The 20,702-nt window shown below is 66.8% G+C and carries 18 protein-coding genes, 1 tRNA gene and 1 pseudogene; 14 read left to right on the forward strand and 6 right to left on the reverse strand.

Going from position 1 to position 20,702, the window contains the following annotated elements; all coding sequences use genetic code 11:
* The first annotated feature begins 51 nt into the window (after positions 1–51).
* From ACFVVC_RS02870 to ACFVVC_RS02895, 6 genes and pseudogenes are all read left to right on the forward strand, one after another.
* Positions 52–1,266 (forward strand): pseudouridine synthase, encoded by a 1,215-nt coding sequence (locus ACFVVC_RS02870; RefSeq protein WP_387448950.1) that lies wholly within the window; start codon positions 52–54, stop codon positions 1,264–1,266.
* Between the two features lie 3 nt (positions 1,267–1,269).
* Positions 1,270–2,379 (forward strand): prephenate dehydrogenase, encoded by a 1,110-nt coding sequence (locus tag ACFVVC_RS02875; RefSeq protein ID WP_387448953.1) that lies wholly within the window; start codon positions 1,270–1,272, stop codon positions 2,377–2,379.
* A complete protein-coding gene (gene cmk / locus ACFVVC_RS02880) occupies positions 2,379–3,092 on the forward strand; it encodes a (d)CMP kinase (protein ID WP_387448955.1) in 714 nt (237 codons plus the stop codon). Before ACFVVC_RS02875 ends, cmk begins: the two co-directional genes overlap by 1 nt.
* Positions 3,085–3,802, forward strand: a pseudogene (locus ACFVVC_RS02885) (lysophospholipid acyltransferase family protein). The gene cmk and the pseudogene ACFVVC_RS02885 overlap by 8 nt, the downstream one beginning before the upstream one ends.
* 10 nt (positions 3,803–3,812) lie before the next feature.
* Positions 3,813–5,363: a ribosome biogenesis GTPase Der gene (gene der / locus ACFVVC_RS02890; RefSeq protein WP_387448958.1), complete on the forward strand. Its 1,551-nt coding sequence runs from the start codon at positions 3,813–3,815 to the stop codon at positions 5,361–5,363.
* Between the two features lie 148 nt (positions 5,364–5,511).
* Positions 5,512–5,588, forward strand: a tRNA-Pro gene (locus ACFVVC_RS02895).
* Positions 5,589–5,669: 81 nt separating this feature from the next.
* Here ACFVVC_RS02895 and ACFVVC_RS02900 read toward each other — a convergent pair.
* Complete coding sequence (locus ACFVVC_RS02900) at positions 5,670–6,539, reverse strand: Fpg/Nei family DNA glycosylase (RefSeq protein ID WP_387448960.1); 870 nt, start codon at positions 6,537–6,539, stop codon at positions 5,670–5,672.
* 167 nt (positions 6,540–6,706) lie between these two features.
* Between ACFVVC_RS02900 and gcvH the strand changes: the two genes are divergently transcribed.
* The 5 genes from gcvH (at position 6,707) to ACFVVC_RS02925 (ending at position 9,796) form a co-directional block, all read left to right on the forward strand.
* A complete protein-coding gene (gene gcvH, locus ACFVVC_RS02905) occupies positions 6,707–7,093 on the forward strand; it encodes a glycine cleavage system protein GcvH (protein WP_159632264.1) in 387 nt (128 codons plus the stop codon).
* A 157-nt stretch (positions 7,094–7,250) separates the two neighbouring features.
* Entirely contained in the window at positions 7,251–7,727 is a 477-nt protein-coding gene (locus ACFVVC_RS02910; protein ID WP_018763525.1) for an FHA domain-containing protein, read from the forward strand.
* Between the two features lie 23 nt (positions 7,728–7,750).
* Positions 7,751–8,467 (forward strand): MerR family transcriptional regulator, encoded by a 717-nt coding sequence (locus ACFVVC_RS02915; RefSeq protein WP_387448965.1) that lies wholly within the window; start codon positions 7,751–7,753, stop codon positions 8,465–8,467.
* Positions 8,467–8,970, forward strand: a complete 504-nt coding sequence (locus ACFVVC_RS02920) for a bifunctional nuclease family protein (RefSeq protein ID WP_018763527.1) — start codon at positions 8,467–8,469, stop codon at positions 8,968–8,970. Before ACFVVC_RS02915 ends, ACFVVC_RS02920 begins: the two co-directional genes overlap by 1 nt.
* Positions 8,971–9,202: 232 nt before the next feature.
* The gene (locus ACFVVC_RS02925; protein WP_018763528.1) at positions 9,203–9,796 is read left to right on the forward strand and encodes a MerR family transcriptional regulator; all 594 of its coding nucleotides are present in this window, start codon (positions 9,203–9,205) and stop codon (positions 9,794–9,796) included.
* Between the two features lie 66 nt (positions 9,797–9,862).
* On the opposite strand, the gene ACFVVC_RS02930 is transcribed toward ACFVVC_RS02925, so the two are convergent.
* On the reverse strand, positions 9,863–10,681 hold the full coding sequence (locus tag ACFVVC_RS02930; RefSeq protein ID WP_387448970.1) for a ParA family protein: 819 nt from the start codon (positions 10,679–10,681) through the stop codon (positions 9,863–9,865).
* Between the two features lie 302 nt (positions 10,682–10,983).
* On the opposite strand from ACFVVC_RS02930, the gene ACFVVC_RS02935 reads away from it, so the two are divergent.
* Positions 10,984–14,382 (forward strand): pyruvate carboxylase, encoded by a 3,399-nt coding sequence (locus ACFVVC_RS02935; protein ID WP_387448974.1) that lies wholly within the window; start codon positions 10,984–10,986, stop codon positions 14,380–14,382.
* Positions 14,383–14,455: 73 nt separating this feature from the next.
* On the opposite strand, the gene ACFVVC_RS02940 is transcribed toward ACFVVC_RS02935, so the two are convergent.
* The gene (locus ACFVVC_RS02940; RefSeq protein ID WP_387448977.1) at positions 14,456–16,264 is read right to left on the reverse strand and encodes an AMP-dependent synthetase/ligase; all 1,809 of its coding nucleotides are present in this window, start codon (positions 16,262–16,264) and stop codon (positions 14,456–14,458) included.
* 172 nt (positions 16,265–16,436) lie between these two features.
* Between ACFVVC_RS02940 and ACFVVC_RS02945 the strand changes: the two genes are divergently transcribed.
* Positions 16,437–17,528: an ROK family glucokinase gene (locus ACFVVC_RS02945; protein ID WP_387448979.1), complete on the forward strand. Its 1,092-nt coding sequence runs from the start codon at positions 16,437–16,439 to the stop codon at positions 17,526–17,528.
* 17 nt (positions 17,529–17,545) lie between these two features.
* On the opposite strand, the gene ACFVVC_RS02950 is transcribed toward ACFVVC_RS02945, so the two are convergent.
* Genes ACFVVC_RS02950 through ACFVVC_RS02960 form a run of 3 tightly spaced genes read right to left on the reverse strand, consistent with a single transcriptional unit; the run spans position 17,546 to position 19,696 of the window.
* Positions 17,546–18,115 carry a hypothetical protein gene (locus ACFVVC_RS02950; RefSeq protein ID WP_387448982.1) on the reverse strand — a complete coding sequence of 190 codons (570 nt, stop codon included), beginning with the start codon at positions 18,113–18,115 and terminating at the stop codon, positions 17,546–17,548.
* Complete coding sequence (locus tag ACFVVC_RS02955; protein ID WP_387448985.1) at positions 18,102–18,911, reverse strand: alpha/beta hydrolase; 810 nt, start codon at positions 18,909–18,911, stop codon at positions 18,102–18,104. The genes ACFVVC_RS02950 and ACFVVC_RS02955 overlap by 14 nt, the downstream gene beginning before the upstream one ends.
* A complete protein-coding gene (locus ACFVVC_RS02960; RefSeq protein ID WP_387448988.1) occupies positions 18,908–19,696 on the reverse strand; it encodes an alpha/beta hydrolase in 789 nt (262 codons plus the stop codon). Before ACFVVC_RS02960 ends, ACFVVC_RS02955 begins: the two co-directional genes overlap by 4 nt.
* A 111-nt stretch (positions 19,697–19,807) precedes the next feature.
* On the opposite strand from ACFVVC_RS02960, the gene ACFVVC_RS02965 reads away from it, so the two are divergent.
* Complete coding sequence (locus ACFVVC_RS02965) at positions 19,808–20,638, forward strand: lysophospholipid acyltransferase family protein (protein ID WP_387448991.1); 831 nt, start codon at positions 19,808–19,810, stop codon at positions 20,636–20,638.
* The last annotated feature ends 64 nt before the right edge of the window (positions 20,639–20,702 follow it).

A 20,702-nucleotide genomic window follows, 5' to 3' on the forward strand; every position in this document is an offset into this window, starting at 1 on the left:
CTAGGGTTGTTCTTGGACATCTCTGCGGGCCAAAATATCGAAGGACGGGTCATGACACAGGCGGGACGCCAGGGTTCACCACGTAACGGATCAGGACGCGGCGGGAGCGACCGCAACGCGTCACAGCGCGGGAATTCACCCCAGCGCGGCGGCAATCAGGGCGGAGGCTCCCGGGGCGGCGCCGCAAAGCGTGCGTCCGCATTCGGCGGCGACCGCCCGCAGCGGGCACCCAAGCCGCGCGAGGAGCGCTTCGTCGACCCCGACCTTGCCGGGGACCAGCAAGGACGCGCAGCAGGAGGCTCCAAGCCGGCCGCGCCGTCGTCGCGCAAGCCCGCAGCCCGCAAGCCGGGAGCCAAGAAGGCCCCCGGAACTCCCGGCGCACCCAAGCCCAAGCCGCGCACGGGCGCACCCGGCGCGGCGGCCTCCCGCGCCTTTGGCAGCGAACGCTTCGGCCAGAACCTCGGCCCGGTCCGCAAACCTGCCCGCAGGAAGGGCCCCCGCGGCAACGTTCCCCAGTCGGAACTCCACGATGCCGACGGCGTCCGCCTCCAGAAGGTCATGGCGTCGGCGGGAGTCGCGTCCCGGCGCGTCTGCGAAGAGATGATCGCGGAAGGCCGGGTGGAGGTGGACGGCCAGGTGGTCACCGAGCTCGGTGTCCGCGTCGATCCCAAAACCGCCGTCATCCACGTCGACGGCCTGCGGATCCAGCTCGACGAAAACCTGGTCTACATGGTGTTCAACAAGCCCAAGGGCGTGGTGTCCACCATGGAGGACCCGGAGGGCCGGCCCTGCATCAGCGACTTCCTGAAGAACAACAAGAACACCGGCGAACGCCTCTTCCACGTGGGCCGGCTGGACGTCGCCACCGAGGGACTGCTGCTGCTGACCAACGACGGCGAACTCGCCAACCGGCTGACGCACCCTTCCTACGAGGTACCCAAGACCTACCTGGTCCAGGTGCGCGGGCCGTTCCCGCAGGGTGTTGGTGCCCAGCTGAAGGCCGGCGTCGAGCTTGAGGACGGCTTTGCCAGCGTCGATTCATTCCGGCTGGTGGACTCCACGCCCGGCCACGTGCTGATCGAGGTTGTGCTGCACTCCGGCAAGAACCGGATTGTCCGCCGTCTCTTCGACGCCGTCGGGTTCCCGGTCCAGCGGCTGGTCCGCGTCAAGGTGGGCCCCATTGGGCTCGGAGACCAGCGCCAGGGCAGCATCCGCAACCTCGGCAAGCAGGAAGTCGGCCACCTGCTGGCATCCGTAGGGCTCTGATCCATGTCCGCGTTCAAAAGCCACGGCCGCGGCCACCTGGACGGGCCTGTGGTGGTTCTTGGCGCCGGACTGCTGGGTACCAGCATCGGGCTGGGCCTGCGGGGGCGCGGCGTGGCGGTGTTCCTGTCCGATCCGTCACCCACCAACCAGGCGGTGGCGGTGGACATCGGGGCCGGCCGCCCGCTGTCCGACCTCGGCAGCGGAAAAGCCCAGCTCGTGGTGGTTGCCGCTCCGCCGGACGTTACTGCCGACGTCGTCTGCCAGGCACTCTCTGACTACCCTGACGCCGTCGTAGTGGATATTGCCAGTGTCAAGGCGGACATCCTTGCCCGGCTCCGGAGCCTGGGCGCCGACCTTTCACGGTACGTGGGCACGCACCCCATGGCCGGCAGGGAAAAGTCCGGTCCGGTGGCTGCCCGCGGCGAGCTGTTCACCTCCATGCCGTGGGTGCTCTGCCCGTCGGAGGAGACGTCGGGCCATGCCCTGCAGGTGGCTCGCTCCCTTGCTTCGGACCTGGGAGCCGTCGTCTCGCAGTTCACGGCGGAAGAACACGATGAAGCCGTTGCCCTGGTGTCGCACCTGCCCCAGGTCATGTCTTCGCTCCTGGCCAGCAGACTGCAGGGCACGCCGCTGCATGCCCTGTCCCTGGCGGGCAACGGCCTGCGCGACGTCACCAGGATCGCCGCCAGCGATCCCACCCTGTGGGTCCAGATCCTGGGCGGCAACGCGGCCAAGGTCGTGGAGATCCTTTATGGTGTCCGCGAGGACCTGAACCGGCTCATCGGAACCTTGGAGCAGCCCACGGCACCGGGCGCCCGCCTGGACCTGGCCCAGCTCATCAGTGAGGGGAACGCCGGCCAGGCGCGGATTCCCGGCAAGCACGGCGGGCCGCCGCAGGCATATTCCTGGCTGACGGTGCTGGTGGACGACAAGCCTGGCCAGATCGCGCAGCTGCTCACCGAGATCGGTGAAATCGGCGTGAACGTCGAAGACCTCCGGCTGGATCATTCATCCGGACAAAACGTTGGCATGGTGGAATTGTCTGTGTTGCCGAACAAGCACGACCACCTGATCGAAGCCCTCAACGACCGCGGATGGCGGGTACTTCAGTAATGACACAGGAACTTCTCGAAACCATGCGCGCGCTGCGCATCGGCCGGCCCCTGGTGGTTGCCATCGACGGGCCGTCAGGCTCCGGCAAATCCAGCGTGAGCAAGGAAGTCGCCCGCCGGCTCCGGCTTGCCTACCTGGACACCGGTGCCATGTACCGTGCCCTGACCTGGTTCTGCGTGAGCGAGGGCATCGACCTGGCGGACACCCCTGCCGTGGAGCAGGCCTCCCGCGACTTTGTGCTGGAATTGAGCACCAGCCCGCAGGAGGAATACGTGCGGGTTGGCGGCGTAGACGTCACCGACGCCATCCGTGAGCCCGCGATCTCCTCAGCCGTCAGCGCCGTCGCCACCACGCTTGGGGCCCGGACCGAACTGATCCGCCGGCAGCGGGACCTGATCGAAAAGCACCACCGCCGCATGGTGGTGGAAGGCCGGGACATCACCACCGTCGTCGCGCCCGGCGCCGAAGTGCGCATGCTCCTCACGGCCAGCGAGGAAGCCCGGCTGCGCCGGCGCGGCATCCAGCTGGGCGGCACCCAGAACGCCGAACAACTTGCCGCCCAGGTCACGCACCGGGACGCCAAGGACTCAACGGTCGTCAACTTTACCCAGGCGGCGGACGGCGTGGTCACCCTTGACTCCTCGGACCTCGACTTCGAGCAGACCGTGGACGCCGCGCTCGTCATCGTCACCAAGGTGCTCAACCGTGACTGACGCCGGCATCGGCCTGCCGTCCGGATTGACCACGGTGTGGAGCAGGCCCGTGGGCTGGGTGCTGGACCACGTGGTCTACCGGACCTCCGTGACCGGCAGGAGCAACGTCCCCACCGGCGGCCCCGTCATCTTCGCGGGCAACCACATCAGCTTCCTGGACGGGCCGGTGATGTTCGGCGCGGCCCCGCGGCCCATGCACATCCTGGTGAAGCAGGAGATGTTCAAAGGTTTCCTGGGCCGGGTCCTCACCGCCTCCGGACAACTTCCCGTGGACCGCCGCGGCGACCGGGGCGCGCTGCAGCGCTGCAAGGCCGTGCTCGACGCCGGACGCTGCGTCGGGATTCTCCCCGAGGGAACGCGGGGGAGCGGGGCAGCAGAAGACATTAACGGCGGCGTGGCGTGGCTGGCCCTGAACTCCGGTGCGCCGGTGGTTCCGGTGGCCATCCTCGGGACCCGCCAGGGAGCTGAACACCTGGATTCCGTTCCGCGGCCCGGGCGGCGCTTCCACGTCAGCTTCGGAACAGCCCTTACCCTGGCCCGCCGGGCCGGCGAAAGCGGACGTGCTTCAATGGACAGGGCGGCGCAGGAAATCCGTGCGGCCCTGGCGGGGCATGTCCAGGACACCATCAACATCAGCGGGCAGCCCTTGCCCTTCGCTGATCACCAAGACCTGACAGCAGTAGCCGGGGACGCCGGCAGATGACCACTAAGGACAGTGCAATGAGCGACACCACCCAGACTTCCGGGCATTCCGGTGCCGGCGACGACGAATACGTACCCTCCGGCAGCGACCAGGTCGCCGAACGGCTGGCGGCAATAGGCGACGACGAAGCGGAGCTGCGTGCCGCATCCCTCCGGGCCGGCCTGGAGGACTACGACCTCGATGAGGACGACGCCGCCCTGCTCAGCGGACACTACGGCGACGAGGACCTGGAGGGTCCCCTTAAGCTGGATCCTGTCCTGGCAATCATCGGCCGCCCGAACGTGGGCAAGTCCACGCTGGTAAACCGGATCCTGGGCCGGCGGGAAGCCGTGGTGGAGGACACCCCCGGCGTCACCCGGGACCGCGTCATGTACTCGGCGAACTGGAACGGCCGCAACTTCACCTTGGTGGACACGGGCGGATGGGAACATGACGCCCGCGGCATCCACGCCCGCGTGGCCGAGCAGGCCGAAATGGCCGTGGAACTTGCCGACGCCGTCCTCTTCGTGGTGGACTCCGCCGTCGGCGCCACCGCCACGGACGAAGGCGTCATGAAGATGCTTCGCCGCAGCAAGAAACCGGTCATCATGGTGGCCAACAAGGTGGACGACTTCGCCCAGGAAGCAGACAGCGCCGCACTGTGGGGCCTCGGCTTCGGCGAACCGTACCCGGTATCAGCGCTGCACGGCCGCGGCGTGGCGGACCTCCTGGACCACGTCATGGACGTCCTCCCCGAATTCTCCACCGTCGAGGGCGTGGAACGGTCCGGCGGTCCCCGCCGGATCGCCCTGATCGGCCGTCCCAACGTGGGCAAGTCCTCCCTGCTGAACAAGCTCGCCGGATCCGAGCGTGTAGTGGTGGACAACACCGCCGGCACCACCCGTGACCCCGTGGACGAATTCATCGAACTCGGCGGCCGCACGTGGCGTTTCGTGGACACCGCCGGCATCCGCCGCCGCCAGCACATGGCCCAGGGTGCGGACTACTACGCCTCCCTCCGGACGCAGGCTGCCCTCGAAAAGGCGGAGGTCGCCGTCGTGCTCCTGGCCGTGGACGAGGTCCTCAGCGAACAGGACGTGCGCATCCTCCAGCTGGCCATCGAATCCGGACGCGCCCTGGTGCTGGCGTTCAACAAGTGGGACCTGCTCGACGACGAACGCCGCCGCTACCTGGAACGGGAAATCGAGCAGGACCTTGCCCACGTCGAGTGGGCTCCGCGGGTCAACATCTCCGCCAAGACCGGCTGGCACAAAGACCGCCTGGTGCCGGCACTGGACCTGGCCCTGGAGAACTGGGACCGGCGCATCCCCACCGGGCGCCTCAATGCCTTCCTCGGCGAACTCGTGGCCGCACACCCGCACCCGGTCCGTGGCGGCAAGCAGCCGCGCATCCTCTTCGGCACCCAGGCCTCCAGCCGCCCGCCGAAGTTCGTGCTGTTCACCACCGGCTTCCTGGACCCCGGCTACCGCCGGTTCATCACCCGCCGGCTGCGGGAAACCTTCGGGTTCGAAGGCACCCCCATCGAGGTCAGCATGCGCGTGCGCGAGAAGCGCGGCCGGAAGCGTTAATTGCGACACACCTTGGGGCTGATCACCGGAATGTGTCACTGGCACCCCTCCGGATCGTGTAAGCTCTTCTAGGTGGTTCGGCCGGACTGCTGATGGAAATCCTCGGCGAAATCCTTGGATAGGAGTCAGCGGAGAACGGCGGAACCAGCGGGCTGTAGCGCAGCTTGGTAGCGCACTTGACTGGGGGTCAAGGGGTCGCAGGTTCAAATCCTGTCAGCCCGACCAAAAAGCGGAAGGCGCCGGAGATCATCTCCGGCGCCTTCCGGTTTTTTGGCATGCCGCCCGGACGCCCGGCTCCCGATCGGCCTACTTCAGGAACTTCGATGTCCTCCGGTCCGCCAGGATCTTGCCCTTCGTCTGGCACGTGGGACAGTACTGCAGCGCAGTGTCGGCAAAAGAGACTTCACGGACGGTGTCGCCGCAGACGGGGCAGGGCTGGCCGGTGCGGGCGTGCACCCGCATGTGGCTTCGCTTGACGTCCTTGAGGTCCTTGGGCGGCTTGCCGCGGGCTTCCGCCAGCGCCTGGCCCAGCACGCTGTGGATGGCGTCATAAAGCACCTGGACCGTGTCCCGGTCCAGGGACTTGGCAATCGCGAACGGGGAGATCCGCGCGGCGTGCAGGATTTCATCGCTGTACGCGTTGCCGATGCCGGCAATGACGCTTTGGCTGCGCAGGAGCCCCTTGATCTGCTGCGAACTGCCCTGCAGGATCTCCGCCAGCATCCCGGCGTCGAACGCCTCCGTGAACGGATCGGGGCCAAGAGCCGCAATGCCGGGCACATCCTGCGGATCGCGCACCACGTAGACCGCGAGGCTCTTCTTGGTGCCCGCTTCGGTCAGGTCCAAGCCGCGCGGGCCGTCGGGGCCGGTGAAGGTGCACCGGACGGCGATCAGCCCCTTGCCCATTCGAAGCTGGCTGTCAGCGGGGGAATCCGTAAAGCGCACCCACCCCGCGCGCGCCAGGTGGAACACCAGCGACACGCCCGCGGTATCGATGCTGATGAACTTTCCAAACCGCCGGACCCCGGAAACCAACTGCCCCTCGAGGGCGCTGAAGGGAGGGTCGGCGGTCTTGAGGACAGCGAAGGACACGATCTGCAGCCTGGAGATCGTGCACCCCCGCAGCTGCTCGTCCAGGAACGTGGCCAGGCCGGCTACTTCGGGCAGTTCCGGCATGGCTTACCTGCCCTGCCGCAGGGACGCTGCACCAGTGCTTGCACTCATGGGTCCCATCTTGTCAGAAACCCCGGTGCCCGCCCCGGCAGTTATGCCTATACTTTCAGCGGCGGCCCGATTCCCGGGCCACTCTTGACCTTGGCGCGCACCCCGATGAAAGGCCCCCCATGAGCAACATTCCCGAAGACCTGTCCTACACCGCCGAACATGAGTGGGTTACCGCCCCCAATGCCGACGGCGTGGTCCGCGTGGGAATCACCGATTTTGCCCAGGACGCCCTTGGCGATGTCGTTTACGCCCAGATGCCCGAAGTTGGCACGAAGATTACGGCAAACGAAGTGGTGGGCGAGGTCGAGTCCACCAAGAGCGTGAGCGACATCTACGCACCCGTTTCCGGCGAAGTCGTGGCGCGCAACGACTCCCTGGACAGCGATTCGGCCCTGATCAACACCGATCCCTACGGCGACGGCTGGCTTATCGAGATCAAACTGGCCGAACCTGATGCCGTAGAGTCGCTGCTCAGTGCATCGGAGTACGAACAACAGGTAGGCTAAAGCTAACCGGTTAATCCGGTCCGGCCCCGCGTCGCAGGCAGGACGTCTTCGCACGTCAGTGGCCGGATCGGGAGCCGGTGCCGGACCTGCCGCGCAGGGCCGGAGAGCAATCGTTGGTTGCGGGCCAAAGGCCCTGCACGTCTAAGAGGAGGAATCCATGGCTGGCCACAGACACAACCCTGCCGATGGGGATTACGGCACGGGTGCGGCTAAGGCGTCGGAGACCACCTCGATCCATCTCACGCCGGTCACCGACGAGCCCACCATCGCCCCGAAGCTTTCCTCGGACGAGCGCAATTCCGTGGAGGCCCTGCCTGCCGGTTCCGCGCTGCTGGTGGCCCACAGCGGCCCTAACGCCGGTGCCCGGTTCCTCCTGGATTCGGACGTGACCACCGCCGGACGCCATCCGGACGCTGATATCTTCCTGGACGATGTCACCGTTTCGCGCCGGCACGTCGAATTCCGTCGCACCGCGCGCAGTTTCGAAGTCGTGGACAAGAACAGCCTTAACGGCACCTACGTCAACCATGACCGGGTGGACAGCGTGGAGCTGAAGTCCGGCAGCGAAGTCCAGATCGGCAAGTTCCGCCTTACCTTCTACCTGAGCCCTGCCACGGCTGCAGGCCGCAGCTGAACCGGGGACCACTGCCTGTGGCAATGGCACAACCGGAACGCCGGGGCCCCCAGGTCCTGAATATCGGCGAGGTCCTCGCCCAGCTCAGCGCCGACTTCCCGGGCATGACAGCGTCAAAGATCCGTTTCCTTGAGGAGAAGGGGCTGATCAATCCGCGCCGCACACCGGCCGGCTACCGCCAGTATTCCGACGGCGACGTCGAACGGTTGCGCTTCGTCCTGGCCCTGCAGCGCGACCAGTACCTGCCCCTGAAGGTCATCAAGGACTACCTTGACGCGATCGACCGGGGGGAGCGGCCGGATAACCTGCCGCCCGGCGTCGTGGTCTCCCCGCGCATCGTCTCGGACGAGCTTGCGGCTGAGTTGCAGAACCGCGGGCGGAAAATGAGCGAGGAACAGCTCCGGACCGAATCCGGAGCCAGCGTCCCCCTGCTGCAGTCGCTGCTGAGCTTCGGTCTCATCAGCCACAGCAACGGCCAATTCGATGAGCATGCCCTCCAGGTTGCCCGGGCGTGCGTGCAGCTGGAAAGCCATGGGCTCGAGCCACGCCACCTGCGTCCCTTCCAGGCGGCGGCCGAGAGGGAATTCGGCCTGGTGGAACGTGCCGTCGCGCCGCTGGCCTCGCGCAAGGACTCGGCATCGCAGGCACGGGCCGCCGAGGCCGCCCGCGAGATCAGCGATCTTTGCCTCACCCTGCACCGGGCCCTGGTGCAAGACCACATCTCACGCATGGACATCTGATGATTGAAGTAGAGATCGTAGGGGTTCGCATCGAACTGCCGTCCAACCAGCCGCTGGTCCTGCTTAAGGAGATGCACGGCGAACGCCACGTCCCCATCTGGATCGGCACGCCTGAGGCCAGCGCCATTGCGCTGGCCCAGCAGGGCGTGGTCCCGCCCAGGCCCATGACGCACGACCTCCTCGTGGATGTGGTGGAGTCCTTGGGGCACTCCGTGGTCAGCGTCAACATCGTGGCTGTCGAAGACAACATTTTCTACGGCCAGCTGCAGTTCGAGAACGGAACCACCGTCAGCTCCCGGGCCTCCGACGCGCTGGCCATCGCGCTCCGTGCCAAATGCCGGATCTGGTGTGCCGATTCGGTCATGGACGAGGCCGGGGTGCGCATCACCGAGCACGACGAGGGGGAGGACACCGAGCCGGGCCCCACGGTAGACGAAGAGCGCGAAATGCGCCGGTTCCGCGAGTTCCTCGACGACGTGGAGCCCGAGGATTTCGACGGCTAAGGTCACGTTAAGGTTAAAGTTGAGGCTGAAAGTTTCGACACGCCTCTTTCAACCCCCCAACGTCTTTGACCTCGGGACCTGCCGGGCCTAACGTCGAAGTATCAAGTTCCCTTGCTTACGGCAGCCGCGCAAGTCACACTGGAAAGTGCGCCCCGCGACAAATTACACGCATGGTCTTCATGCCGAAGCTGCCTTAATGAGTTCCTGGGAGCGTACGACAAGGAGGATCCAGGTGAGTCCCAAAGGCGAAGCAGGCGGGCTGAAACAGCCCACGGCTGGTGTTGCTGTGCCCGTGAGCGGTGCCCAGGGCCTCCTGTTCACCGAGGACCTTCCGGTACTGGACGAGGACGCAGGCTACCGCGGACCCACTGCCTGCAAAGCGGCAGGCATTACTTACCGGCAACTCGATTACTGGGCGAGGACCGGTCTGGTGGAGCCCGCCGTCCGCGGCGCCGCCGGCTCCGGCTCACAGCGGCTGTACGGCTTCCGCGACATCCTGGTCCTCAAGGTCGTCAAGCGCCTCCTGGACACAGGGGTGTCCCTGCAGCAGATCCGCACCGCCGTCGAGCACCTCCGGGAGCGCGGCGTGGAGGACCTGGCCCAGATCACGCTCATGAGCGACGGTGCCAGCGTCTACGAGTGCACGTCCGCGGATGAGGTCATTGACCTCGTCCAGGGCGGCCAGGGTGTCTTCGGGATCGCCGTGGGCCGCGTCTGGCGGGAAGTGGAAGGCAGCCTCGCCTCGCTGCCCAGCGAGCATGCCGCGGAACAATCGTTTCCCGACGACGAACTGAGTAAGCGCCGTGCAGCGCGGAAAATCAGCTGACACGAATTTCAACGTGTAAGGGCCACCCTCCGGTCGGAGGGTGGCCCTTACACGTTGGAACGGCTCCTAGCGCGTGCGGCTGCGCAGGCTGCTGCCGGCGGCCATGAGGTTGGCCAGGAGGTCGTCAAACAATCCTGCCGCGGACTTGGCCGAATCGCCGGGCCAGTGATGGACAGGGTGGGCCGCGCCCTGGATCTGCTGCCAGTTGGCCTGCTCCGGGATCCGCGGGCTCAGCAGGAGTTCGCCAAACATGGATTCCATCTCCGCCAGCCGGTAGGTGTGCTCGGAAGAGCCCGTTCGGACCCGGTTGGCCACGATGCCGGCAGGCGAAAGGTTGGGGGCGAACTCCTGGCGGAACAGTTGGATGGCGCGCATGGTGCGCTCCGTGCCCGCCACCGAAAAGAGGCCGGGCTCGGCGACCAGGGCGACTTTGTCGCTGGCGGCCCACGCCATGCGCGTCAGTCCGTTGAGGGACGGCGGGCAGTCGATCAGGACCAGCTGGTAGTCCTCGGCACCGGCGAGTACGGCCGAAAGCCTGCGGAGGTCGCGGCGGCCCAGGTCCGGCCGGTCGTAAATGCCTGTGTAGGCGGAGCCGACGGCGACGTCAAGGACGGCGGGCCCGGAACCATTGGCGGGGGTACGGTCAGCCCAGCTGCTTCGCACCACATTCTCGGCCAGTTTCGCCCGGCGGGGGCTCTTCAGCATCCTGCCGATGTCCAGGTGGTCGCCGGGCTGGACGCCCAACGCGGTGGTGGCGTCGGCGTGCGGATCCAGGTCCACCACCAGCGTGCGTACTCCGGCGGCCAGCGCCGCAGACGCCAATCCTGTGGTGACGGAAGTCTTGCCGACTCCACCCTTGAGGCTGCTGATGCTGACTACTTGCACTTGAGAGACCAAAACCTAACGCCGGATGCCGTGTTGGGGGTAATGTTTGCCTCGGCAGAGCCGAAGCCGGACGGTCCTGCCGCCCTACTCATCATATGTTGATGCGTCGGCGAATCCTGCTTTATCGGACGTCGGCATGGCACCGACTGTGCTGCCGGGGCGGTTTCCGCCAGCCAGGCTGAAAGCGTTCGGGACATGACGGGGAAATCTGTGATGGTGGCCACAAAGATTTGTGTTTGTCCTTGTAGGTCCTAGACACTGTGACCACTCATCGATCCACCCCGCAATGATGCAGGAGAAGTATGTTTTCCAAAGTTCTGGTGGCCAACCGCGGTGAAATCGCGATCAGGGCCTTCCGCGCCGGCTATGAGCTGGGCGCCAAGACCGTTGCCGTTTTTCCGCAGGAGGACCGAAACTCGATCCACCGCCAGAAAGCGGACGAGGCCTACCTGATCGGCGAGGAAGGGCACCCGGTCCGGGCCTACCTGGACGTCGCTGAGGTGGTCCGGGTTGCCAAGGAGTCCGGCGCGGACGCCATCTACCCGGGCTACGGCTTCCTCTCCGAGAACCCGGAGCTTGCCCGCGCGGCGAAGGCCGCCGGCATTACCTTTGTGGGTCCGCCTGCAGAAGTGCTGGAACTTGCCGGCAACAAGGTGGCCGCCCTCAAGGCTGCCCGCGAGGCCGGTGTCCCCGTGCTGAAGTCCAGCGAGCCGTCCAAGGACCTGGACGAGCTCCTGGCCGCCGCCGATGAGATTGGTTTCCCGATCTTCGCCAAGGCTGTGGCGGGCGGCGGCGGGCGCGGCATGCGCCGGGTGGACACCCGGGAAGCCCTGCCCGAGGCCCTGAAGTCCGCCATGCGCGAGGCGGATGCTGCCTTCGGTGACCCCACCATGTTCCTGGAGCAGGCCGTCCTCCGCCCGCGCCACATTGAAGTGCAGATCCTCGCCGACGCAGAGGGCAACGTCATGCACCTTTTCGAGCGCGACTGCTCCATCCAGCGGCGGCACCAGAAGGTCATCGAGATCGCTCCCGCCCCCAATCTCGATGAGGGAATCCGGCAGGCCCTCTACCGGGACGCCGTGAAGTTCGCCAAGGCCCTGAACTACGTCAACGCCGGCACGGTCGAATTCCTGGTGGACACCGAGGGTGAGCGGGCAGGCCAGCACGTGTTTATCGAAATGAACCCGCGCATCCAGGTGGAGCACACCGTCACCGAGGAAGTCACCGACGTGGACCTGGTGCAGGCCCAGATGCGGATCGCCTCCGGCGAGACCCTGGCCGACCTGGGGCTTTCCCAGGACACGGTCAAGCTTCGCGGTGCCGCCTTGCAGAGCCGCATCACCACCGAGGATCCCGCCAACGGTTTCCGGCCCGACGTCGGAAAGATCACCGGTTACCGCTCTGCCGGCGGCGCGGGTGTGCGGCTCGACGGCGGCACGGTGTACTCCGGTGCCGAGATCAGCCCCCATTTCGACTCGATGCTGGTCAAGCTCACCTGCCGCGGCCGCGACTACCCGTCAGCGGTGGCCCGTGCCCGCCGTGCCCTTGCAGAGTTCCGCATCCGGGGTGTCTCCACGAACATCCCCTTCCTCCAGGCCGTCCTGGACGACCCCGATTTCATCGCCGGTGATGTGGCCACCAACTTCATCGACCAGCGTCCCGAGCTGCTCAAGGCCCGGGTCTCGGCGGACCGCGGCACCAAGCTCTTGACCTGGTTGGCCGACGTCACCGTCAACAAGCCCAACGGCGAATTGACCGTGCACTCCAACCCGGCCGACAAGCTGCCCGACGTCAAGGGCAAGGAGGCGGCTGCGGGTTCGCGCCAGAGGCTCCTCGAACTGGGCCCGGAGGGCTTCGCCAAGGCACTGCGCGAGCAGACGGCGGTGGCGGTCACGGACACCACGTTCCGCGACGCACACCAGTCCCTGCTGGCCACCCGTGTCCGCACCCGCGACCTCGTCGCCGCCGGGCCTGCCGTCACGGCGCTGCTCCCGCAGCTGCTGTCCGTCGAGGCATGGGGCGGAGCAACCTACGATGTCGCGCTCCGCTTCCTCGGCGAGGACCCTTGGGACCGGCTCGCCGCGCTTCGCAAGGCGATGCCGAACGTGTGCATCCAGATGCTCCTGCGCGGCCGCAACACGGTTGGCTACACGCCGTACCCCGAAGAAGTGACGGAGGCCTTCGTCAACGAGGCCGCCTCCACCGGCATCGACATCTTCCGTATCTTCGACGCCTTGAACGACGTCAGCCAGATGGCCCCGGCCATCCGGGCAGTCCGCGCCACCGGCACCGCCGTCGCCGAAGTGGCGCTCTGCTACACCGGCGACATGCTGGACCCGGAAGAGAAGCTCTACACCCTGGATTACTACCTGGGGCTGGCGCAAAAGATCGTGGACGCCGGCGCCCACATCCTGGCCATCAAGGATATGGCGGGCCTGCTCCGCCCTGCGGCAGCAGCAAAGCTCGTGGCTGCCCTGCGGGAACGGTTCGACCTGCCCGTCCACCTGCACACGCACGATACTGCGGGCGGCCAGCTGGCCACCCTGCTCGCCGCCGTCGACGCCGGAGTCGACGCCGTTGACGTCGCAGCCGCATCGCTGGCCGGCACCACCAGCCAGCCCTCGGCGTCGGCCCTCGTTGCTGCCCTGGCCCACACGCCGCGTGACACCGGCATCAGCCTGGACGCGGTCAGCTCGCTGGAACCGTACTGGGAAGCGGTGCGCCGTGTCTACGCCCCGTTCGAGTCCGGCCTGCCGGGCCCCACAGGCCGCGTGTACAAGCACGAAATCCCCGGCGGCCAGTTGTCCAACCTCCGCCAGCAGGCCATGGCATTGGGCCTGGGGGAGCGCTTCGAAGCGATCGAGGACATGTACACGGCCGCGGACAGGATCCTGGGCCACCTGGTGAAGGTGACGCCGTCCTCCAAGGTGGTGGGTGACCTCGCGCTCCACCTGGTGGGCCTCAACGCCGATCCCGCGGACTTCGAAGCGAACCCGCAGAATTACGACATCCCCGACTCCGTCATCGGCTTCCTGTCCGGCGAGCTCGGTGATCCTCCGGGAGGCTGGCCCGAGCCCTTCCGCACCAAGGCCCTGCAGGGCAGGAGCGTGAAGGTCCGCGATGCAGAGCTCAGCGCCGAGGACAGCGCAGCCTTGAAGTCCGATTCGAAGACCCGCCAGCACACGCTGAACCGGTTGCTCTTCGACGGACCCACCAAGGACTACCTGAAGAGCGTGGACACGTACGGCAACATCTCCGTGCTGGACACCCGCGACTACCTCTACGGCCTGCAGCGCGGCACCGAGCACGAAATCCAGCTGGAACGCGGCGTCCGTCTCATCGCCTCCCTGGAAGCCGTCTCGGAGCCGGACGAGAAGGGCATGCGCACTGTCATGTGCACCCTTAACGGCCAGTCCCGTCCCGTCGTGGTGCGGGACCGTTCCGTGGTCAGCAACGTCAAGGCGGCCGAAAAAGCCGATCCCGGCCAGCCCGGCCAGGTCGCCGCACCCTTCGCCGGCGCTGTCACTGTCACCGTCAAACCGGGCGACACGGTCCAGGCCGGAGATACCGTGGCAACGATCGAAGCGATGAAGATGGAAGCTTCCATCACGACGCCGGTAGCGGGCAAGGTGGCCAGGCTCGCCATCTCCGCCGTCGAGCAGGTCCAAGGCGGGGATCTGCTGCTGGTGATCGAGGAGTAATCGGGCCATAGCCCGGGCAAACGAAGGGGGCCTTCCGGCAACGGAAGGCCCCCTTCGTTGTGGTGACGCCTTGCTATGAACGCGGAGCGGAGTACATTTCCTCGATGACTGTTTCGAAGTCCTTCATTACCTGGGCCCGCTTCACCTTCATGGAGGGGGTCAGGTGCCCGGAGGCCTCGGTGAAGTCCGCCGGAACGATCCGGAAGGACTTGATTGCCTCGGCCTGGGATACCGATGTGTTTGCCGCGGTGATCAGGTCCTGTACCGCCGCTTTCACTACCGGATTGCCCGCGGCCTGCTCAAGGGTGGTGTCCGCTGGAAGGCCGTGGCGCTGGAGCCAGCCCGGCAGTGCTTCCTGGTCCAGGGTCACCAGCGCGCCGATGAAGGGCCTGTTGTCGCCCACCACCAGGACCTGGGAGACCAGGGCGTCAGCGCGGATCTGGTCCTCCAGGAGGGCCGGAATCACGTTCTTTCCGCCCGCCGTAACGATGATCTCCTTCTTACGCCCCGTGATCCATACGAAGCCTTCCTCGTCCAGCCGGCCGATATCTCCGGTGTGGAACCAGCCGTCCGTGAACGCCTCGGCGGTGAGGTCTTCCCTCCGGTAGTAGCCCCGCATGACGCAGACACCCTTGGCCAGGATCTCGCCGTCGTCGGCGATCTTGACCGCGTTGCCCGGCAGCGGCTTGCCCACCGATCCGATCTTGATCCGTGAAGGCGTGTTGACCGTGATGGGAGCGGTGGTCTCCGTGAGGCCGTATCCCTCCAGCACCTGCAGCCCGATTCCTTGGAAGAAGTGACCCAGCCGTTCGCCCAGGGGCCCGCCGCCGGACACGGCGTGCGCGACGTGTCCGCCCATCGCCGCCCGCAGCTTGCCGTAGACGAGTTTGTTGAACAGGGCGTGGCGCACCTTCAGGCCCAGCCCCACCCGGCCGTCCTGGCGGGCCTTGGAAAACGCGATGGCGGTTTCGGCTGCCCGGTGGAAGATGGCGCCCTTGCCGCCGTCCTCGGCTTTGGTCAGTGCGGAGTTGTAGACCTTCTCGAAGACCCTCGGTACCGCCAGGATGAAGGTGGGCTCGTAGCTCTGCAGGTCGCCCAGGAGGTTCTTGATGTCGGGGGTGTGGGCCACGGTGGTTCCTGCGGCCATCGCAAGCACGGAGATGAAGCGGGCGAACACGTGGGCCATCGGCAGGAACATGATGGTCTTGGCGTTCTCATGGACGATGTCGCCGATGATGGCGAGGGCGTTGTCCGAGAGCTCCGCGAAGTTCCCGTGGGTCAGCTCGCAGCCCTTGGGCCGTCCCGTGGTTCCGGAGGTGTAGATGATGGTGGCGACGTCGCCAAGGTTCGCTGCGCTGCGGCGCGCTTCGAGTTCTTCATCGCTGATATCCCGGCCGGCATCGCGGAGCGCGTCCAGTCCCTGGCCCTCAAGCTGCCAGACATGCTGCACGTCAGTGAGCCCCTCGGCCGTAACGGCCTGGCGGATGACGTTCTCGTGGTGCGCAGATTCGCCGAAAGCGGCCACAGCGCCCGAATCCCCGAGGTTCCAGGCGACCTGGGACGGGGAGGACGTTTCATAGATGGGGACCGACACCGCACCGGCGAACCAGATGGAAAAGTCGACCAGGGCCCACTCGTAGCGTGTGCGGGACATGATGCCCACGCGGTCGCCTGCAGCGACGCCGCTGGCGATCAGGCCCTTGGCCAGGGCCCTGACATCTGCCAGGAACTCGGTGGCGGGCACGTCCTGCCACGTGCCCGCGGCATCCAGGCGCGAAAACAGTGCCGGATTGCTGGCCTTCCCTGCCTGCCGCAACACCAGGTCGGTGATGTTGGATTCGGGTGGGACAACAACCAGGGGCGGAACACTGAATTCGCGCACTATAGCTCCTTTGATATCTGAAGTCCCGCGCAGGGGGTGTGCCTAAAGACTAATACCCCGGGCGGGACCGTGCAGTACACAAACCTACTGGCGAGTAACTTAGGCGTCAATGAGCGCCGCGAGTGGCGGTGTATGTCAAGACAATTCCGGTGCCCGCCTAGAATGGTGGACTATGTACGGAGCGTTGCCCGGCGATCAGGCCGGCCCCCTTGGAAGACCGGCTCCCTGGCGCCGCCGTCCCGCCACCCACCGCGCCGGACGCTTGCACGGCGACGGAGTCCGCGGTCACCTGCGCCTCGGCCGCAAGGGATTGGCCATTGGGATCGATATCGGGGGAACGAAGGTCGCCGCGGGCGTTGTGGATGCCGAGGGTCGGATCCTTAGCGAAGCCCGCCGGTCCACTCCGGGAACGGACCCGCGGGCGGTGGAGCAGGTCATCGTGGAACTCGTTGAGGAACTGGGCCGTGGCCACCGCATCTGGTCGGTGGGAATAGGCGCCGCCGGGTGGATGGACCTGGCAGGTGGAACCGTCCTCTTCAGTCCGCATCTGGCCTGGCGCAACGAGCCCCTTCGCGAGAACCTGCAGCGGCTCCTCCGCCGCCCAGTGCTCCTGACCAACGACGCCGATGCTGCGGCCTGGGCGGAATGGCGCTTCGGTGCCGGCCAAGGGGAGGACCGTCTGGTATGCATCACGCTGGGTACCGGAATCGGCGGGGCGATGGTGATGGACGGGAGGGTGGAACGCGGCCGCTTCGGCGTCGCGGGCGAGTTCGGCCACCAGATCATCATGCCCGGCGGCCACCGGTGCGAGTGCGGCAACCGCGGATGCTGGGAACAGTACGCATCGGGCAACGCCCTGGGCCGGGAGGCACGGCTCCTCGCCCGGGCAAATTCGCCCGTAGCCCAGGACCTGCTGGCGGCCGTGGGCGGCCGCCCCGAAGCCATCACCGGTGCCATCGTCACGGAACTGGCGCTGGCAGGGGACCGTGCGTCGCGCGAGCTGATCGAAGAAGTGGGCGAATGGCTTGGCCTGGGACTGGCCAACCTGGCCGCAGCCTTGGATCCAGGCTTGTTCGTCATCGGCGGGGGCCTGTGCTCCGCGGGTGACCTGCTGGTGCAGCCGGCCCGCAAGGCGTTCTCCCGGAACCTCACCGGCCGTGGCTTCAGGCCGGAAGCGGGCATCGAACTGGCAGCCTTGGGCCCCAACGCCGGCCTGATCGGTGCCGCGGACCTGTCCCGCGTCAGCAGCCGCGTCCGCAGCTGACCGGCCCGGCGGGCCTGCTAGACCCTCGCGCCGTCGTCGTCCCCGTTCTTTTCCTGGGGCAGCTTCATGATCAGGTAAACGGTCGCGAGCACGAACACGGCAACAATGCCGACGATCGCCAGCAGGGGCGCCGACCGCCAGAACATTGCCGACAACAGCAGTGCCACCGGCCCGCCCACGGCACCCAGCCACGCCAGCATGGTCAGGGGATCGGTGCCGGCCAGGCTGGGCGGTTCCTCGGGCACAAACTCACCGCCGTCGTCGTCCACCTCGTAGTCCCGGGGGCCCTCAGGGGGGCCGGCAGGCTCAGTGCCCGTCCCGCCGGCGGCTGCCGCCTGGCGCTCCGCCGCCGACAACTCGGCAGGAGGCATCCCGGCCAGGCCCAGGGGGTCAAAGTCCCGGAACGACGGGGGCTGGTGCGTTTCCTGAGCGCCGGATGCAGCCCCGGATGGAGGCAGCTGCCCGCCTGCCGGGGTATCCGGGCGCGTTGCCACGGTGTCCGATTCGAGCCGTGCCACCAGATCCAGCCAGACGGCGTCGTCCTGGCTCGCTCCCGGGTCCGGCTGGCCAGGGTCATGCCTGTTCATGGCGGCCCTCCTGCCGTGCAGTGGCGGGGCTGGCAGGCGGCGCGGCGCTCAGGACCCGCCGGATGAAGTCCACGGAGCCCTCGAAGATGAGGTCCGCGTCGTTGTCCAGAGTGGCGACGTGGTAACTGTTTTCCAGCCGGACCACGTCCAGGGGCGCGTTCGTCAGCCCACGCCGCAGGACGGCCATGCTGGCATCGGACACCACATGGTCCACGGTTGACCGGTAGACCTGGACCGGGGCGGTGATCCGGGGGAGGAGCCGGACCGTGTCCTTGAACATCTTGTTGAGTTCGTGGGCGGCCGCCACCGGGGTGCGTGCGTAGGCGCCCTCATCCACACCGGCCTTGAGGATGTCGTTGCCAATGGAGGGGGTGCTCTTCAAGACCAGTTTCAGGATGCCCGCCAGCGGCGCGCGGGGGTCGTCAACAACCAGGCCGGGGTTAACCAGGACCACTCCCGCAACGGGCCTTGTGGCGGCAATCCGCAGGGCCAGGGCCCCTCCCATGCTCAGGCCGGCAGCGAAGACCCGGTCGCACTGGGCGTCCAGCTCGAGGAACGCTTCATCGAGGGCGCTGTGCCACTGCTGCCAGCGGGTCTTCGAGAGGTCCTGCCACGTTGTCCCGTGTCCCGGAAGCAACGGCATCCGGACGGCGAAACCGGCGGCGGCGAATGCCGTGGCCCAGGCCCGCAGACCATGCGGGCTTCCCGTGAAGCCATGGGACAGGACGATTCCTGTGCGGGGACCTTCGCCGCTGAAGGCGCTCGAGAAGGGGCTGTGGTCAAGGCCGGAGGTCATGGCGTCTCCAAGGTGCTGGTGCGGCGGGCGTGGGCGGCGACGAATGCTTCTGATTTTTCGAAGATCGCGGGCGCGTCCACGTCCAGAGTAGCCACATGTCCGCTGCCGGCAAGGTCCACCACCTCGGCGAGGTTTCCCCGGAGCCCCTTTTCCAGCAAGGCCAGGGATGTTGGCGGGACCACAGCGTCCGTCCGCGATTTGAAGACCTGGACCGGGGCGTCCACTTTCGGCAGCCCGCGCGTGGCGGCGCCAAAAAGCTTCTTGAGCTCATGCACGGCCGCCAGCGGGGTCCGCGAATAGTCGCCGTCATCGGTTGCTGCCGCCGTGGGCTGGTCCTCCTGGATGGGAACCGTGGTCCGCTGGAAGTACTTGAGGACGCCGATCACGCGCACCCGGCGGTCATAGAAGCTCAGCCCCGGGTTGACGATGGTGACCCCCGAAACGTGGTGGCGGGAGGCCGCGAGCAGGGCGATCGCACCGCCCATGGACAGGCCGGCGGTAAACGTCACGTCCGTCCGCGCGGCCAGGTCCAGGAAGGCTTCCTCATAACTGCGGTACCAGTCCTGCCACTCCGTCCGGGCGAGCTGGCGCCAGTCGGTTCCATGCCCCGGCAGCAAAGGAACGGACACCGCGTATCCCTGGTCTGCCAAGTGCATTGCCCATGGCAGCACGCTCAACGGGCTGCCGGTGAACCCGTGGCAGATGGCAATGCCAATCCGCGCATTCGGGCCGTGGCCTGGATAGCTGAAAGCGGCCGGACGGGGCGGGATGCTGCTTTCAGTCATGACTCCATCGTGTCACTGTTCCTGTCAAATCTCACTAGAGTAGGGTTGCATTGAATCGCTGGCCAGGCCCGACGCTGGGGCTGGAAGCCGCCTTCCGGAGAGGTTCGCCACGTGTTCTATTGGGTCATGAAGAGGATCTTCCTCGGTCCGGTGATCAAGCTGCTTTTCCGGCCGTGGGTCAAAGGACTGGACAACATCCCGGCGCAGGGGGCCGCCATTATCGCCTCCAACCACCTGTCATTCTCGGATTCCATCTTCATGCCGCTCATGGTCCGCCGCCCTGTGGTGTTCCTGGCCAAATCGGAGTACTTTACGGGAACCGGGATCAAGGGCAGGTTGACGGCGGCGTTCTTCCGCCTGACCAACCAGCTGCCGATGGACCGCTCCGGCGGCGCGGCCTCGGCGGCGTCCCTGAACGCGGGGATGGACGTGCTCACCTCCGGCGGCCTGCTGGGTATCTACCCCGAGGGCACGCGCAGCCCGGACGCCCGGTTGTATCGCGGGAAAGTGGGCGTGGCCCGGCTGGCGCTGCAGGCCGGCGTTCCCGTCATTCCCGTTGCCATGATCGGCACCGACAAAGTCCAGCCCATCGGCAAGCGGCTGCCCAACATCCGCAGGATCGGCATGATCTTCGGCGAACCGTTGGATTTCAGCCAATACCGTGACCAGGCGGAAGACCGCACCGTGCAGCGGCTTGTCACGGACGAGATCATGACCAACCTGATGCGGCTGTCCGGCCAGGAGTATGTCGACGAGTACGCCGCCGTGGTCAAGCTCCGGCTTGCCGGCAAACCCGCAGAACCCCAGGCGGCAGCCGAGCCACTGGCAGCGCCGGTCGCCGCCGAAGGCGAATTCCTCCACGGCAGCGGCAGCGGCCCGGAGGTACCGGCGGAGGGTAGTGGTGCCCCGGAGGACGACGCCGGGACATCCGCAGCCAAGTAGCGGCAGCTGGGTTGCCGCTGCCGTTGTGACGCCGGGACCGGCCTGAGTGACGGCGCTGTGCCCG

Source organism: Pseudarthrobacter sp. NPDC058196 (genome assembly GCF_042882685.1).
GTDB lineage: Bacteria > Actinomycetota > Actinomycetes > Actinomycetales > Micrococcaceae > Arthrobacter.

Bases quoted from the DNA above. Each gene is read 5' to 3' on its own strand.
- ACFVVC_RS02935 (WP_387448974.1), top strand. From the start codon at position 10,984: ATGTTTTCCAAAGTTCTGGTGGCCAACCGCGGTGAAATCGCGATCAGG.
- der (WP_387448958.1), top strand. From the start codon at position 3,813: ATGAGCGACACCACCCAGACTTCCGGGCATTCCGGTGCCGGCGACGAC.
- ACFVVC_RS02955 (WP_387448985.1), bottom strand. From the start codon at position 18,911: ATGACCTCCGGCCTTGACCACAGCCCCTTCTCGAGCGCCTTCAGCGGC.
- ACFVVC_RS02920 (WP_018763527.1), top strand. From the start codon at position 8,467: ATGATTGAAGTAGAGATCGTAGGGGTTCGCATCGAACTGCCGTCCAAC.
- ACFVVC_RS02950 (WP_387448982.1), bottom strand. From the start codon at position 18,115: ATGAACAGGCATGACCCTGGCCAGCCGGACCCGGGAGCGAGCCAGGAC.
- ACFVVC_RS02915 (WP_387448965.1), top strand. From the start codon at position 7,751: ATGGCACAACCGGAACGCCGGGGCCCCCAGGTCCTGAATATCGGCGAG.
- ACFVVC_RS02945 (WP_387448979.1), top strand. From the start codon at position 16,437: ATGTACGGAGCGTTGCCCGGCGATCAGGCCGGCCCCCTTGGAAGACCG.
- ACFVVC_RS02960 (WP_387448988.1), bottom strand. From the start codon at position 19,696: ATGACTGAAAGCAGCATCCCGCCCCGTCCGGCCGCTTTCAGCTATCCA.
- ACFVVC_RS02910 (WP_018763525.1), top strand. From the start codon at position 7,251: ATGGCTGGCCACAGACACAACCCTGCCGATGGGGATTACGGCACGGGT.
- ACFVVC_RS02870 (WP_387448950.1), top strand. From the start codon at position 52: ATGACACAGGCGGGACGCCAGGGTTCACCACGTAACGGATCAGGACGC.
- ACFVVC_RS02900 (WP_387448960.1), bottom strand. From the start codon at position 6,539: ATGCCGGAACTGCCCGAAGTAGCCGGCCTGGCCACGTTCCTGGACGAG.
- gcvH (WP_159632264.1), top strand. From the start codon at position 6,707: ATGAGCAACATTCCCGAAGACCTGTCCTACACCGCCGAACATGAGTGG.
- cmk (WP_387448955.1), top strand. From the start codon at position 2,379: ATGACACAGGAACTTCTCGAAACCATGCGCGCGCTGCGCATCGGCCGG.
- ACFVVC_RS02875 (WP_387448953.1), top strand. From the start codon at position 1,270: ATGTCCGCGTTCAAAAGCCACGGCCGCGGCCACCTGGACGGGCCTGTG.